The sequence below is a fragment of the Oceanobacillus manasiensis genome, assembly GCF_000724085.1.
Classification (GTDB): domain Bacteria; phylum Bacillota; class Bacilli; order Bacillales; family Amphibacillaceae; genus Oceanobacillus_B; species Oceanobacillus_B manasiensis.
Map to the genome: position 1 here is coordinate 1,720,113 of NZ_CCDL010000001.1, position 14,121 is coordinate 1,734,233.

The following is a 14,121-nucleotide window of genomic DNA, read 5'->3' on the forward strand; positions in this document are numbered from 1 at the left end:
CTCCTTTTGTTTAGATCATATCGTTAATAGCCCGCTTTGCGAGTCTGTCTGCATGAGGGTTCTGTTTTTCAGGTATCCATTTAATAAATAAATAAGAAAACGCAGTTGATTTTTGATTGATTTGCTCCAAAAATGGCTTAAAATTTTGATTGCGAGTAAAATTCTTTTCTACGACATCTACTACTAATTTTGAATCAGAGCGAATGGAGATAATTTCACCAGGAAATCTCTCTTCACAAATTTCCAATGCTTTTATCACTGCAAGAAACTCTGCCTCATGGTTGGAGAGTTCACCTAATGGAATGGCATACTCAAACTTATTCTTGCCCTGTTTTATGTATATACCTGCACCGCTAGTGCCTGGATCTCCGCGGGAGGCGCCATCTGTATACACTTCAATCATGTTCTCCTGCAACTCCTTTAATAGATATATTTTATTATAGCCAGAAATAGACAACAGAGTAAATGAGAAAGCAGTGCGTGACAGTCACAAACAAGTGTGCCAAAATATAATTGGGAACAGGGGTGGGAGAAATGAAAACGGTATTTCAACTGGAACAGCGGTTACAAAGGAAGTTGAATCAATCCCTTCTACAATCGATTCAGCTTTTACAGTTCTCCGGTTTAGAGCTATTGGAATACATCGAAGAAATAGCCGAAGAAAATCCCTTAATTGATCAGACGGAGATTTCTACTTCCTTTACAGATTATATTTACGATAGCTCGCAAAAAGGACTGGACCCGAATTTATGGGAAGAACGAGAAAGATCAATGGGTGATAAATTGAAGGACCAATTGCTACTTCTTGATGTTCCTGACGAAAAGGTCGACCTAGTAGAATATGGGATTGATTCTTTAAATGATGATGGTTATTTAGATATAACCATAGAAGAATGGGCCTCTGAAAAGCTCGCGTCAGATGCACAAATTCAGGAGTCATTAGAGATACTACAACAGTTAGAACCTGCAGGGGTGGGGGCTAGAAATCTGACAGAGTGTATTTTGTTGCAGGTAAAGCGATATAGTAAGGGAATTGCTCCATTTTTAGAGGATTTATTATTAAACCATTTAGATTGGATTGCAAGCGCTTCTATTGCAGAGATTTCAGCTGAATATAATGTTACACCAACAAAAGTCCGGGAAATTCTGAATCAAATTAAAGATTGCCATCCCAAGCCAGGCCAGTTGCTGCAGCCAAAAAAGACGGAAAATGTTGTACCTGAAGCTTTTATTTATAAAAGCGAGGGAAAATGGCAAGTTTCTTTTTATAAATGGAGTACCCCTATCATAACGATTGACTCCACCTATCAGCATATAAACCCACATCAGAAAGAAGCACATCATTTTTTAAATAGGAAACGACAAGAGATTGAGAAACTGAACCGTGCATTCGTTTTCCGAGCCAATACGTTAGAAAATATCATTTATGTAATCATTCAAAAGCAATGGCAATACTTTGAATTGGGGGTCCATTATATTAGAGCGCTAACATTGCGAGATGTTGCGGAAGATTTAAATATCCATCTTTCGACAGTAAGTAGAGCAGTGGCAAATAAGTATGTTCAAACCACAAATGGGGCAGTACCTCTTAAATTCTTTTTCCAATCTGGAATTAAACAGAAAAATGGTAAACAGCAAGCATCCGTCTCTGCTAAGTTATTGTTGAAAAAAATAGTGGAGCATGAAGTGTCGCATTCCCCTTATTCAGATGAAGCTTTGCGTGATAAACTTAAAAAGGAGTTTGGTATTGAGATTGCTAGAAGAACTGTAATGAAATACCGCGAGCAACTAAATATCCCATCTTCAATAAAACGCAAGGAGCCTAAATAATGCAATCAACGATAATTTTATATACGAAGGAAAACTGTGGACTATGTGAACAAGCAAAGGATTTATTAGAGAGCTTACAATTGATCCATTCATTTCAAATTGAAGAGCGGGACATTTATACGAATGATCAATGGTTAGAGCAGTATCAGCTTATGATACCTGTTGTAGAGATCGGAAGAACACAATTTTACGGTGAACAACTCCAACCAGAAGTGCTCGAAGCTGCAATAATAAAATAAACTAGTATTGGATTTCTTATCTATTATTAACGGCAGGAAGCGAGATCGATTGGGAGTATTGGTTCTGATTCTTTCAACTAACAATTGGTGGGGAGGCAGGAAAGCCCCCGCCAATTGAAGTTTCATTTATATCTCATGCTTTTTATTTGTATATTATTTTGGCTATGCTATAATGTGTTTGTAGAAAGATGTTATTTTTTTTTGTCGTCAACGGGACATAATATAACCATCTGGGACTTTTTGTGTCCAGCAAGAGGGGATCTAAATGAGTGATCTAATTGATTTGCAGAAAAAACTAGTTCCAGACTTAGTGGAAGTCATGCAGCAAAGATATGCAGTACTTCATAGCGTAGACCTGTTCCAACCTATTGGCAGGCGCGGTTTGGCGGAAAATACCGGTTTGTCTGAAAGAAACGCCCGCAGTGAGGTAGATTTCCTAGGAAAACAGGGACTTATAAAAGTTACCTCAAAAGGAATGTATATCTCAAAAGAGGGTAAGGTAATTCTAGAACAGTTGGCCGAATTTATGAATGAAATTAAAGGTTTAAGTGTTTTAGAAAAGCAAATCAAGGATAAATTGAATATTGAGAAGGTTATTGTTGTCCCAGGGAATAGTGATCATTATGAATGGGTGAAGCAGGAAATGGGGAAAGCTTGTGTCTCCTTCCTTCAGTCTGTAGTAGATCACGAGGATATTATCGCCGTTACGGGTGGTACAACCATGGCAGCCGTAGCCAATGTAATGAATCCATTAGATAAGACAAATAATTATTTATTTGTACCTGCACGTGGAGGGATTGGTGAAAAAGTAGAAAACCAAGCCAACACTATCGTAGCCGAAATGGCTAGTAAAGCAGGGGTTCAGTATCGTTTGCTTTATGCGCCAGATCCATTGAGTGAATCTGCCTATCAGACAATCATTAATGAGCCATCTATTAATGAAACGCTTCAGTATGTGAAGGGAGCAACAGTTGTTCTTCACGGAATCGGGGATGCTCTGACAATGGCAAGACGCCGGAAAACGCCGGACGAGGTAGCTGTGGAACTCCAAAACAAGCAGGCTATTAGTGAAGCTTTTGGTTATTATTTTGATGCACTGGGAAATGTCGTATATAAGGTGAGAACAGTAGGCATTCAATTAGAGGACCTTCACACAATCGAGCATGTGGTTACCATCGCAGGCGGAAGCTCCAAAGGAAAAGCAATCGATTCTTATTTTAAACAGGGGAAAAGCAATCTTCTGATTACAGATGAAGCAGCAGCAAAAGAGATATTAAAGGGGTAACCCTTTTATATATAAAATTAGATTCTATTTTTAGGAGGAATATACATGGCAGTAAAAGTAGGTATTAATGGTTTTGGTAGAATTGGTCGTAACGTATTTCGTCAATCACTTAAAAATGACGAAGTAGAAGTAGTAGCAGTAAACGATTTAACAGATGCTAATATGCTAGCACACTTGTTAAAATACGATTCTGTTCACGGTAAACTTGATCAAGAAATCTCAGTAAATGGTTCCAACCTTGTTGTTGGTGGAAAAGAAATTAAAGTACTATCTGAGCGTAACCCTGCAGATCTAGGGTGGGGAGATCTTGGTGTAGAAGTTGTTATTGAATCAACTGGTCGCTTTACTAAAGGTGAAGATGCACAGAAACACATTGAAGCTGGAGCGAAAAAAGTGGTTATTTCCGCACCTGCTCAAGACGAAGATCTTACACTAGTTATGGGTGTTAACGATGATCAATATGATCCAGCTAGCCATAACATTATCTCTAACGCTTCTTGTACTACAAACTGTCTTGCACCATATGCAAAAGTATTAAATGATAAATTTGGTGTGAAGCGTGGTCTTATGACTACTATTCACTCTTACACAAACGATCAGCAAATCCTTGATTTGCCACATAAAGACTACCGTCGTGCTCGTGCAGCAGCTGAAAACATTATCCCAACAACAACTGGTGCAGCTAAAGCAGTAGGTAAAGTACTTCCTGAATTAAACGGCAAATTAAACGGTGGAGCAGTTCGCGTTCCAACTCCAGACGGTTCTCTAGTTGACCTAGTAGTAGAGTTGGATAAAAACGTAACAGCTGAAGACGTTAATGCTGCATTAAAAGAAGCTGCAGAAGGCGATCTTAAAGGTATCCTTGAATACAGCGAAGAGCCACTTGTTTCTTCTGACATTGTAGGTAACCCACATTCTTCAATTATTGATGGACTATCAACAATGGTACTTGAAGATAATATGGTTAAAGTAATTTCTTGGTATGACAATGAAATGGGTTACTCTTCACGTTGTGTAGATCTAGCTGCATTTCTTAAAAAACAAGGACTATAAGATTCACTTTACAAGTAGTCAGGTTAATTAAAGCAGGCGGAGGAGGAGCAAAATCCTCCTTCGTCTTTTGCTTGTTACATGGTTAACCACATCTTTTTAAGGGAAAAGCTATATACGCTACATAATTTAATAAAGCAGGAGGTTGTTTTAATGAATAAGAAAACACTTCAAGACATTGACGTAAAAGGTAAAAAAGTCTTTTGTCGTGTCGATTTTAATGTACCAATGAAGGACGGAGAGGTTACAGACGATACAAGAATTAAGGCAGCCCTTCCGACAATCAAGCATCTTAGTGAACAAGGTGCAACGGTAATCCTTGCAAGTCACTTAGGCCGTCCTAAAGGAGAAGCTGTCGAAGAATTACGTCTTGACCCTGTTGCAGAGCGTCTTAGCGATCTTCTAGACAAAGAAGTAGTGAAAACAGACGAAGTTTATGGTAGTGAAGTAAACGAAGCTCTATCTCGCTTAAATGATGGCGATATTTTACTATTAGAGAATGTTCGCTTTGAAGCAGGAGAAGAAAAAAATGAAGAACAGCTTGCTCAAGCCTTCGCAGATATGGCTGACATCTATGTGAATGACGCATTCGGTGCAGCACACCGTGCCCATGCTTCAACAGCAGGAGTTGCAGAAAAGCTTCCAGCAGTAGCTGGTTACCTATTAGAAAAGGAAATTGCAGTATTGGGTAAAGCACTTGAAAACCCTGAGCGTCCTTTCACAGCTATCATAGGTGGAGCAAAAGTAAAAGATAAAATCAATGTAATTGATAACCTTCTTGATAAAGTAGATAACCTTATCGTTGGTGGTGGGCTTGCGTATACTTTCATCAAGGCACAAGGCCATGAAATTGGAAAATCTTTATTAGAAGAAGATAAACTTGATCTCGCAAAAGAGTTCATGCAAAAAGCAAAAGATAACGGTGTTAATTTTGTATTACCTGTAGACGTCGTTGTAGCAGATGACTTCTCTGAAGAGGCAAATACCAAAATTGTAGATATCGAAGAAATTCCTGCAGATTGGGAAGCATTAGATATCGGGCCAAAAACACGTGAGAAATACAGCCAAATTGTTGCAGATTCTAAGCTAGTGATCTGGAATGGACCAATGGGCGTATTTGAACTTAACGTATTCGCTGGTGGAACAAAAGCTGTTGCAGAGAGCCTTGCAAATACAGAAGGTTATACTGTTATCGGTGGCGGAGATTCTGCTGCTGCAGTAGAGAAGTTCGATTATGCTGAAGACATGGACCATGTTTCTACTGGTGGTGGTGCATCATTGGAATTCATGGAAGGAAAAGCACTTCCAGGTGTTGAAGCTTTAAACGATAAATAGTTTACGGAACTAAAATTTATTGAAGAGGTGATCGTATGCGTAAAAATGTGATTGCAGGTAATTGGAAAATGAACAAAGTGTTGTCTGAGGCAACTGAATTCGTTGGGGAAGTTGTAAATAAAGCACCTCAATCTGATCAAACTGAAGCAATTGTTTGTGCACCATATCCATTCCTTGCGAGTTTAGTTGAACAAACAAAAAATTCACCAGTGAAAATCGCTGCACAAAACATGCATTTTGAAGAAAGTGGCGCATTCACAGGCGAAGTAAGTCCTGTAATGTTAAAAGATCTTGGTGTGACACATGTGGTACTTGGCCATTCTGAGCGCAGAGAACTTTTCGCAGAAACAGATGAATCTGTAAATAAAAAGACCCAGGCTGCATTCAAACACGATCTTACTCCAATCGTTTGTGTTGGTGAAACACTTGATCAACGTGAAGCAAATGAAACAATGAACCATGTAGGAAACCAGGTAAAAGCTGCCTTAGAAGGACTTTCCGAGGAGCAAGTAGCAGAAACTATCATTGCTTACGAACCAATTTGGGCAATCGGTACTGGTAAAACGGCAACAAGTGAGCAAGCAAATGAAGTTTGTACACACATCCGTAATGTCGTAAAAGAAGTTACATCAGAAGCGACAGCAGAAAAAGTTGTTCTTCAATATGGTGGTAGTGTTAAGCCTGCAAACATTAGTGAATTACTTGCTCAATCAGATATTGATGGCGCCCTAGTTGGCGGAGCAAGTCTGGAGGCAGACTCATTCTTGCAGCTCGTGGAGGCTGGTAAATAATGACACAAAATAAATTAGCTGCATTGATTATTCTTGATGGTTTCGCTTTTCGTGATGAAGAGATGGGAAATGCAGTAAAACAAGCTAATACCCCAAATTTCGACCGATATTGGGAAAAATATGCTCATAATCAGCTAACGGCAAGCGGGGAGGCTGTAGGCCTGCCTGATGGTCAAATGGGTAATTCCGAAGTAGGGCATTTAAATATTGGTGCAGGTAGAATCGTTTACCAAAGTTTGACCAGAGTAAACCTTTCTATTAAAGAAGGCGACTTTTTTGAGAAGGAAGCTTTCTTAAAATCAATTCGTTCAGCTAAAGAAAAAGGCAAAGCGTTGCATATCTTCGGCCTCTTATCTGATGGTGGTGTGCATAGTCATATTAGCCATATGTTTGCATTACTAAAGCTAGCTAAAGACAGTGGATTAGAAGAGGTTTACGTACATGCATTTTTAGATGGACGAGATGTTGGTCCACAATCTGCTAAAAAGTATCTTGCCCAAACAGAAGAAAAAATGAAAGAATTGGGTGTAGGGAAAATTGCTACGGTTTCAGGTCGCTATTATTCCATGGACAGAGATAAGCGTTGGGAACGCGTTAAGAAAGCGTATGACGCGATGGTTTATGGTGATGGTCCAACTTATTCAAGTGCTGAACAAGTAGTGGACGATTCCTATGAGAATGGCATTTATGATGAGTTTGTGCTACCGTCGGTAATAACAGATGAAAGTGGCAATCCTGTTGGTACGGTAAATGACGAAGATTCGGTTATCTTCTATAATTTCCGTCCGGACAGAGCGATTCAAATTTCGCGTACGTTTGCCAATAAAGATTTCCGTGATTTTGACAGAGGTGAAAACGTACCGAAGGATCTAGACTTCGTTATGTTAACTAACTTCAGTGAAACAGTTGATGGTTATGTGGCTTATGAGCCTATTAATCTTGATAACACGGTTGGTGAAGTATTGGCTCAAAACAATTTAAACCAATTGCGTATTGCTGAAACAGAGAAATATCCGCACGTTACTTTCTTTATGAGTGGCGGACGTGAGCAGGAGTTTGAAGGAGAGAAACGTATCTTAATTGATTCTCCAAAGGTCGCAACATACGACCTTAAACCCGAGATGAGTGCTTACGAAGTAACAGACGCGCTATTAAAAGAGCTTGACGAAGGCAATCAAAACGCGATTATCCTAAACTTCGCAAATCCTGATATGGTGGGGCATTCCGGAATGCTTGAACCAACTATTAAAGCGATTGAAACAGTGGATGAATGCTTAGGTAAGATTGTGGACAAAATTACTTCTCTAGGTGGAAATGCTATTATTACCGCTGATCACGGTAATTCAGATGAAGTAGTTACAGTAGACGGAGACCCAATGACAGCACATACGACGAATCCAGTGCCTGTTATTGTAACAAAAGAGGATGCAGCATTACGCGACGGCGGAATCCTGGCAGACCTTGCTCCAACACTACTTGATCTGCTTGATGTAGCAAAGCCAGAGGAAATGTCAGGAAAATCTTTACTAAAGTAAGTTGCCTATCTTAATAAAAGTCAGGTAAGATAAAATTAGAAACCAAAAAAGGAGAGATTTACATGCCATATATTACAGATGTTTATGCAAGAGAAGTACTTGATTCACGCGGTAATCCAACAGTAGAGGTTGAAGTATTCACAGAGTCTGGTGCATTTGGATCTGCCCTTGTACCAAGTGGTGCTTCCACTGGAGAATACGAAGCTGTTGAACTTCGTGATGGTGATAAAGACCGTTATTTAGGTAAAGGTGTTGAAAAAGCAGTACAAAACGTTAATGAAGTAATTGCTCCAGAATTAGTAGGAATTGATGTAACACGTCAAAACATCATTGATGCTCTAATGATTGAGCTTGATGGTACTGAAAATAAAGGAAAATTAGGCGCAAATGCTATTCTTGGTGTATCCATGGCTGTAGCACATGCAGCTTCTAGCTATCTAGAAGTGCCACTTTACAACTATCTTGGTGGGTTCAATGCAAAAACATTGCCAACCCCAATGATGAACATCGTTAACGGTGGAGAGCATGCTGATAACAATGTTGATATTCAAGAATTCATGGTTATGCCTGTAGCTGCTCCAACTTTCAAAGAAGCATTACGTACAGGTGCTGAGATTTTCCATTCATTGAAAAAAGTTCTTAACTCAAAAGGTTATAACACAGGTGTTGGTGATGAAGGTGGATTTGCTCCAAACCTTGGTTCCAATGAAGAAGCACTTCAAACAATTGTAGAAGCAATTGAAGCAGCTGGTTACAAACCAGGTGAAGAAGTGAAACTTGCAATGGACGTTGCTGCTTCCGAAATTTACGAAGATGGTAAATATAATCTAAAAGGTGAGGGTGTTGTTCGTACTTCTGCTGAAATGGTAGACTGGTATGAGGAAATGGTAAATAAATACCCAATTATCTCGATTGAAGATGGTCTTGATGAAAATGACTGGGAAGGCCATAAACTATTGACAGACCGTCTTGGTGACCGTGTTCAACTAGTTGGAGATGACCTGTTTGTTACAAACACTGCGAAGCTTGCACAAGGTATTGAGCAAGGTGTAGGTAATTCCATTCTTGTTAAAGTAAACCAAATCGGTACACTAACTGAAACATTTGAAGCAATCGAAATGGCGAAACGCGCTGGATATACTGCAGTTATCTCTCACCGCTCTGGTGAAACAGAAGATGCAACAATCGCAGATATCGCTGTTGCAACAAATGCTGGACAAATTAAAACAGGAGCACCTTCTCGTACAGACCGTGTAGCGAAGTACAATCAATTACTTCGTATTGAAGATGAATTAGCTGGTCTAGGCGTATATGGTGGATTAGATTCATTCTATAACCTGAAGAAATAAGGAAACTCAGTATGAAGCACCACCCTTGCAAAGAAGCAAGGGTGGTGCTTTTTTTTGTTTCCATACTTATGCAATTCTAATTCACCTAGTATAGGACAAAACATAATTAAATAATATGGGATATGGTGTAAAAATTATACAGGAGGAGATAAAAGTGGGACAAAAGGTTTTGCTTTTTGGCGATATTGGAATCGATGATACGATCGCAATGATATATGCCTATCTCAATGATGATATTGACGTGGTTGGAGTAGTTGCTGACTATGGGAATATCTCAAGGGAGAATGCATTGGCTAATATCCAATATGTGCGAACATTATTAAGCAGTGAAATGACAGAACAAGTAACCGTAATTGTAGGTGCAGAAGCACCAATGACTGGGGAACTTCCTGAATACGTCCATGAGATTCACGGAGAGTTTGGTTTAGGGCCAATTATACCTCCTGTAAATTTCATGAATGGTATCACAGAGAATTTTCATGAAATCGTGGATATCATGAAAGAACATGACGATTTAATCATTGTTAATATTGGCCGTTTAACCTCATTAGCAACCATGTTTCTTCTATATGGCGATTTAATGAAAACGGTAAAAGGTTATTATATCATGGGGGGTGCATTTTGGGTTCCAGGTAATATTACAGCTGTTTCAGAAGCCAATTTTTATGGTGACCCTGTTGCTGCACAGGTAGTACTCCGTTATGCAGAGAATTTAAAAATAGTTCCATTAAACGTAACAGAGAAAGCAATTGCAACACCAAAAATGGTAGACTATATTGATGCATACGGACCAATAGATATTGTAAAACCGCTATTGGATTATTATTATAATTTCTATAAAGAAAGAAATCCAGCAAGCACTGGTAGCCCCTTACATGATGTGTTAACTTTAATGGCTGTAATCAAACCAGGGATGCTTACATATGAAAGACTGCCAGTACATATTGTGCAAGCTTCAGAAGGTACAGAACGCGGGCAAAGTATTGCCGACATCAGACCATTTCTTACAGATGGAGAAGTAGAGCCAAAGAAACATGACATCGCCTTCCAATTAAACTATAACCAGTTCTTTATTGATTTTATGACCGTAATGAGTGGTCAGCGTTTTAACTAAGCCGTTGACCGATAAAAGCAAGACTTGCTATGCTATATCTAAATAGAATCGGCAGGATGTGAGACTCATTTCTATATTAGATACGATAAAGAACAGAAGATCAGTTCATACCTTTAAAAAAGAGGAGGTAAAGTCAGCAATATTGAAGGAAATCTTTACATATGCAAGCTATGCTCCCACACACTATATGAAAGAACCATGGAAAGTTAAATTATTTCAAGGAAAAGGGAAGCACGCTTTTGTCGATGAAATCTTGTTAAGCTATGAAAGAATTGGTATGTTACGTAAAGACACGGGTCCTAAAACAATGAAGATGAAAGAGTCTATGAGACAATTCTTGCTAGCAATTCCTCATCATGCTGTCATTTATTTTAAAGCAGAGGAAGACCCCATTCGCTATGAAGAAGATTATGCTGCGGTATGTGCGTTTATACAGAATGCCCAGCTTGCTGCTTGGGAATTTAGGGTTGGTATGTTGTGGACCATTACACCATACATGCATGATCAAGAGTTCGCACAAAAGATCGAGATAAAAGAAGACCAGATGAAAATTGCCGCCGTACTACAATTAGGTTATCCAAACAAAGTACCACGTGACAAAGGAAGAACGCCAATTGAAGAAAAATTGGAGTTTATAGATGAATAGACAAAAGAAAAAGCCGTATGAGATACGAAAATAATTTTCGGATCCCATGCGGCTCTTTAATATTCTTACGATAATTCTTTACTTAATTAACTCATTTACAAATTCTAATACTTCTTCTGCTGTTCCCATAGAAAGGATCTTGTCTTTGTTTGCAGCAAGTTTTTTCTTGGATAGCTCTTTCAGTTGTGTACGTGCAGGCAGGATAGAAGTTGCACTCATGCTGAATTCATCAAGTCCAAGACCTAGTAGAATTGGAATAGCTAGTGGTTCTCCAGCCATTTCTCCACACATACCGACCCACTTATCTTCACTGTGAGCTGCCTCAATAACATTATTAATGAGGTTTAAGATAGCTGGATGGTATGGCTGATAAAGGTAAGAAACCTGTTCGTTCATACGGTCTGCTGCCATTGTGTACTGAATTAAATCATTCGTACCAACACTGAAGAAATCTACTTCTTTAGCAAATTGTTTCGCAATTACTGCTGTTGAAGGGATTTCCACCATAATTCCTACTTCAATATCATCGGAAACGTCTTTTCCTTCATTTTTAAGTGCTTCTTTTTCATCAAGCAGAATTTCTTTTGCTTTTCTAAATTCCTCAATCGTCGCAATCATTGGGAACATGATTTTTAAGTTTCCGTAAACACTTGCACGTAATAATGCGCGCAGCTGTGGACGGAAAACATCTTCATTTTCCAAGCAGAAGCGAATTGCTCTAAAGCCAAGGAATGGGTTCAATTCTTTTGGTAAATCTAAGTAGTTAAGTTCTTTGTCTCCACCAATATCTAATGTACGAACTACTACTGGTTTGCCTTGCATTTGTTCTAATACAGATTTGTAAGCATCAAACTGCTCGTCCTCTGTAGGAAGCTCATTTTTACCCATGTAAAGGAATTCCGTACGATAAAGGCCGATGCCTTCTCCGCCATTATTAAGCACACCTGTTACATCTTCTGGTGTACCAATATTGGCTGCAAGCTCTACTTGTTCTCCATCAGAAGTGAATGTTGGCTCATCTTTTAACTTAGCCCATTCTTCTTTTTGTCTTTCAAATGTTTCTTGTTTTTCACGGTAAGTTGCAATTTCTTCCTCAGATGGGTTAATAATAACTTTTCCTTCCATTCCGTCTACGATGATCATATCATCTTTGGAAACAGAAGAAGTAATTTCTTTTGTTCCAACAACAGCCGGGATTTCAAGTGATCTAGCCATAATCGCTGAGTGGGAAGTACGGCCACCAATGTCTGTAGCAAATCCTTTTACGAATTCGCGGTTCAATTGGGCAGTGTCAGAAGGTGTCAAGTCTTTGGCGATTACGATTACTTCCTCATTGATTAGTGCAGGGTCAGGAAACGTCACGCCAAGTAAATGAGCCATTACACGTTGTGTTACATCATGAATATCTGCAGCACGCTCTCTCATATACTCATTGTCCATTGCCTTGAACATGTCAATAAACATATTAGCAGTTTCCTCAAGAGCTGCCTCTGCCATTACATTGTCCGCCTTGATTTTGTCTTTCATCGGGTTTATTAATTCAGGGTCACTTAGTACTAACAAGTGTGCAGAAAAAATTTCTGCATGCTCGTCACCAAGCTGTTCCTTTGTATGTGCTTTGATTTTTTCTAGTTCTTGCTTAGAAACGTTAAGTGCTTGTTCCAATCTCTCTATTTCCACTTGTGGATTATCAATTGATTTCTTTTCAAATGAAAGATCTGGTGTTTCCAGCTGGTATGCTTTTGCTATAGCAATACCGGATGATGCAGCGATTCCTTGAACATTTGTCATTTTGACCAACCTTTCTTAATGCAAAAAAATATTAGCGATAAAACCGTTATATACGTTTATACACTCCAGTGTCTATTCTAAACGCTTGCTCGTTATTACACAAGAATTAAAATTTGGTACTTAAACTGTCCGTAATCCATCTTTCAATTGCTTCATAGACCTCATCCTTATTCAACTCAAATAGCAATTCATGCCTTCCATCCTCAAATAACATGGTAGTAACTTGCTCGAGCCCTGACTGGTTAAATAAATGAGCAGTTTTCCATACGCCCTTACCAAATTGGCCGACAGGATCTTCCTTACCACTTATTAACAGAATAGGAAGGTCTTTCCGTATAGATTGATGTCCTTTGAGATTCTGTATTGCGATAAGGCCAGACATCAAATCATAGAAAAAACGGGCTGTTGGGGTAAAACCTGCTAATGGATCACGCTCATAATCCTGTACAGCCGTTTCATTTCGTGTTAGCCAGTCTACCTTAGTCTGTTTATTTTTAACATTTTTATTGTAACGGCCGAAAGCAAGCCAATTCATTAGTTCAGAAGGTTCTTTTGCTGGGAGCAGATTGGCAAGCAATTTTCCAGCATACGTTTGTAAGGAAGGAAAGTACCCGGTACCCGAAAGAATTGCCGCGTGGATTTCATGACTATGTTCTTGAATATAGTACCTAACTAAAAAGGATCCCATACTATGTCCGAAAAGAATAATTGGAACAGAGGGGTGTGTTACTTTTATTTCCTTTGTTACCATTACCAGATCCTCTGTCGTTTTATAAAATCCTTCGCTTTCAGAAAAATACCCTAGTAAGCCCTGACGTTCACCAGTTTTTCCATGCCCTCGGTGGTCGTTACCGTACACATAAAACCCCATTTCCACTAATTGTTCCGCAAATTCATCATATCTATTAATATGTTCTACCATTCCGTGTGCCAGTTGAATAATGGCTCTAGGTTGTTGGTTAGGGTCATACCACTTTTTTAAATAGATTTCCGTATTGTCTGTTCCTAAAATCCAATCTTCTTGTATCATTTACTTCACCCCTTTGAATGACTAGGAAAACGTGAATCTATTATAACATTACTTCAATTAAAATAGACTTGCTATACAAAACACTATTGTGCTAAAGTAGAGTTAAGTATTGTATATTCGGCGCAA

13 protein-coding genes are annotated in these 14,121 nt (G+C 38.9%); 10 read left to right on the forward strand and 3 right to left on the reverse strand.

Annotated elements, in window-relative coordinates; translation table 11 throughout:
- Nucleotides 1–10: 10 nt before the first annotated feature.
- Nucleotides 11–403 (reverse strand): ribonuclease HI family protein, encoded by a 393-nt coding sequence (locus BN985_RS08435; protein ID WP_042222544.1) that lies wholly within the window; start codon nucleotides 401–403, stop codon nucleotides 11–13.
- 131 nt (nucleotides 404–534) lie between these two features.
- On the opposite strand from BN985_RS08435, the gene rpoN reads away from it, so the two are divergent.
- The 10 genes from rpoN (at nucleotide 535) to BN985_RS08485 (ending at nucleotide 11,174) form a co-directional block, all read left to right on the forward strand.
- A complete protein-coding gene (gene rpoN, locus BN985_RS08440; protein ID WP_042222545.1) occupies nucleotides 535–1,830 on the forward strand; it encodes an RNA polymerase factor sigma-54 in 1,296 nt (431 codons plus the stop codon).
- Nucleotides 1,830–2,069: a glutaredoxin family protein gene (locus BN985_RS08445; protein WP_042222546.1), complete on the forward strand. Its 240-nt coding sequence runs from the start codon at nucleotides 1,830–1,832 to the stop codon at nucleotides 2,067–2,069. The genes rpoN and BN985_RS08445 overlap by 1 nt, the downstream gene beginning before the upstream one ends.
- A 265-nt stretch (nucleotides 2,070–2,334) precedes the next feature.
- Complete coding sequence (locus BN985_RS08450; RefSeq protein ID WP_042222549.1) at nucleotides 2,335–3,354, forward strand: sugar-binding transcriptional regulator; 1,020 nt, start codon at nucleotides 2,335–2,337, stop codon at nucleotides 3,352–3,354.
- Nucleotides 3,355–3,399: 45 nt separating this feature from the next.
- Nucleotides 3,400–4,407, forward strand: coding sequence for a type I glyceraldehyde-3-phosphate dehydrogenase (gap, locus tag BN985_RS08455; protein ID WP_042222550.1), 1,008 nt, complete (start codon nucleotides 3,400–3,402; stop codon nucleotides 4,405–4,407).
- A gap of 150 nt (nucleotides 4,408–4,557) precedes the next feature.
- The gene (locus BN985_RS08460) at nucleotides 4,558–5,739 is read left to right on the forward strand and encodes a phosphoglycerate kinase (RefSeq protein ID WP_042222552.1); all 1,182 of its coding nucleotides are present in this window, start codon (nucleotides 4,558–4,560) and stop codon (nucleotides 5,737–5,739) included.
- Nucleotides 5,740–5,774: 35 nt separating this feature from the next.
- Complete coding sequence (gene tpiA, locus BN985_RS08465; protein WP_042222555.1) at nucleotides 5,775–6,530, forward strand: triose-phosphate isomerase; 756 nt, start codon at nucleotides 5,775–5,777, stop codon at nucleotides 6,528–6,530.
- A complete protein-coding gene (gene gpmI, locus BN985_RS08470; protein WP_042222556.1) occupies nucleotides 6,530–8,065 on the forward strand; it encodes a 2,3-bisphosphoglycerate-independent phosphoglycerate mutase in 1,536 nt (511 codons plus the stop codon). Before tpiA ends, gpmI begins: the two co-directional genes overlap by 1 nt.
- A 62-nt stretch (nucleotides 8,066–8,127) precedes the next feature.
- Nucleotides 8,128–9,414, forward strand: coding sequence for a phosphopyruvate hydratase (gene eno, locus BN985_RS08475; RefSeq protein ID WP_042222558.1), 1,287 nt, complete (start codon nucleotides 8,128–8,130; stop codon nucleotides 9,412–9,414).
- Nucleotides 9,415–9,568: 154 nt separating this feature from the next.
- A complete protein-coding gene (locus BN985_RS08480) occupies nucleotides 9,569–10,528 on the forward strand; it encodes a nucleoside hydrolase (protein ID WP_042222560.1) in 960 nt (319 codons plus the stop codon).
- A 58-nt stretch (nucleotides 10,529–10,586) separates the two neighbouring features.
- Nucleotides 10,587–11,174: a nitroreductase family protein gene (locus BN985_RS08485; RefSeq protein ID WP_269635269.1), complete on the forward strand. Its 588-nt coding sequence runs from the start codon at nucleotides 10,587–10,589 to the stop codon at nucleotides 11,172–11,174.
- A 78-nt stretch (nucleotides 11,175–11,252) separates the two neighbouring features.
- On the opposite strand, the gene ptsP is transcribed toward BN985_RS08485, so the two are convergent.
- Together ptsP and BN985_RS08495 are read right to left on the reverse strand one after the other, a co-directional pair.
- Nucleotides 11,253–12,965: a phosphoenolpyruvate--protein phosphotransferase gene (ptsP, locus tag BN985_RS08490; RefSeq protein WP_042222561.1), complete on the reverse strand. Its 1,713-nt coding sequence runs from the start codon at nucleotides 12,963–12,965 to the stop codon at nucleotides 11,253–11,255.
- Nucleotides 12,966–13,071: 106 nt separating this feature from the next.
- Nucleotides 13,072–13,995: an alpha/beta hydrolase gene (locus tag BN985_RS08495; RefSeq protein WP_042222563.1), complete on the reverse strand. Its 924-nt coding sequence runs from the start codon at nucleotides 13,993–13,995 to the stop codon at nucleotides 13,072–13,074.
- Nucleotides 13,996–14,121 lie beyond the last annotated feature (126 nt).

What these genes read in the sequence shown, in the direction of transcription:
- gpmI (WP_042222556.1), top strand. Translation starts at nt 6,530, where the DNA reads ATGACACAAAATAAATTAGCTGCATTGATTATTCTTGATGGTTTCGCT.
- eno (WP_042222558.1), top strand. Translation starts at nt 8,128, where the DNA reads ATGCCATATATTACAGATGTTTATGCAAGAGAAGTACTTGATTCACGC.
- tpiA (WP_042222555.1), top strand. Translation starts at nt 5,775, where the DNA reads ATGCGTAAAAATGTGATTGCAGGTAATTGGAAAATGAACAAAGTGTTG.
- BN985_RS08460 (WP_042222552.1), top strand. Translation starts at nt 4,558, where the DNA reads ATGAATAAGAAAACACTTCAAGACATTGACGTAAAAGGTAAAAAAGTC.
- BN985_RS08445 (WP_042222546.1), top strand. Translation starts at nt 1,830, where the DNA reads ATGCAATCAACGATAATTTTATATACGAAGGAAAACTGTGGACTATGT.
- BN985_RS08495 (WP_042222563.1), bottom strand. Translation starts at nt 13,995, where the DNA reads ATGATACAAGAAGATTGGATTTTAGGAACAGACAATACGGAAATCTAT.
- BN985_RS08435 (WP_042222544.1), bottom strand. Translation starts at nt 403, where the DNA reads ATGATTGAAGTGTATACAGATGGCGCCTCCCGCGGAGATCCAGGCACT.
- gap (WP_042222550.1), top strand. Translation starts at nt 3,400, where the DNA reads ATGGCAGTAAAAGTAGGTATTAATGGTTTTGGTAGAATTGGTCGTAAC.
- ptsP (WP_042222561.1), bottom strand. Translation starts at nt 12,965, where the DNA reads ATGACAAATGTTCAAGGAATCGCTGCATCATCCGGTATTGCTATAGCA.
- BN985_RS08450 (WP_042222549.1), top strand. Translation starts at nt 2,335, where the DNA reads ATGAGTGATCTAATTGATTTGCAGAAAAAACTAGTTCCAGACTTAGTG.
- rpoN (WP_042222545.1), top strand. Translation starts at nt 535, where the DNA reads ATGAAAACGGTATTTCAACTGGAACAGCGGTTACAAAGGAAGTTGAAT.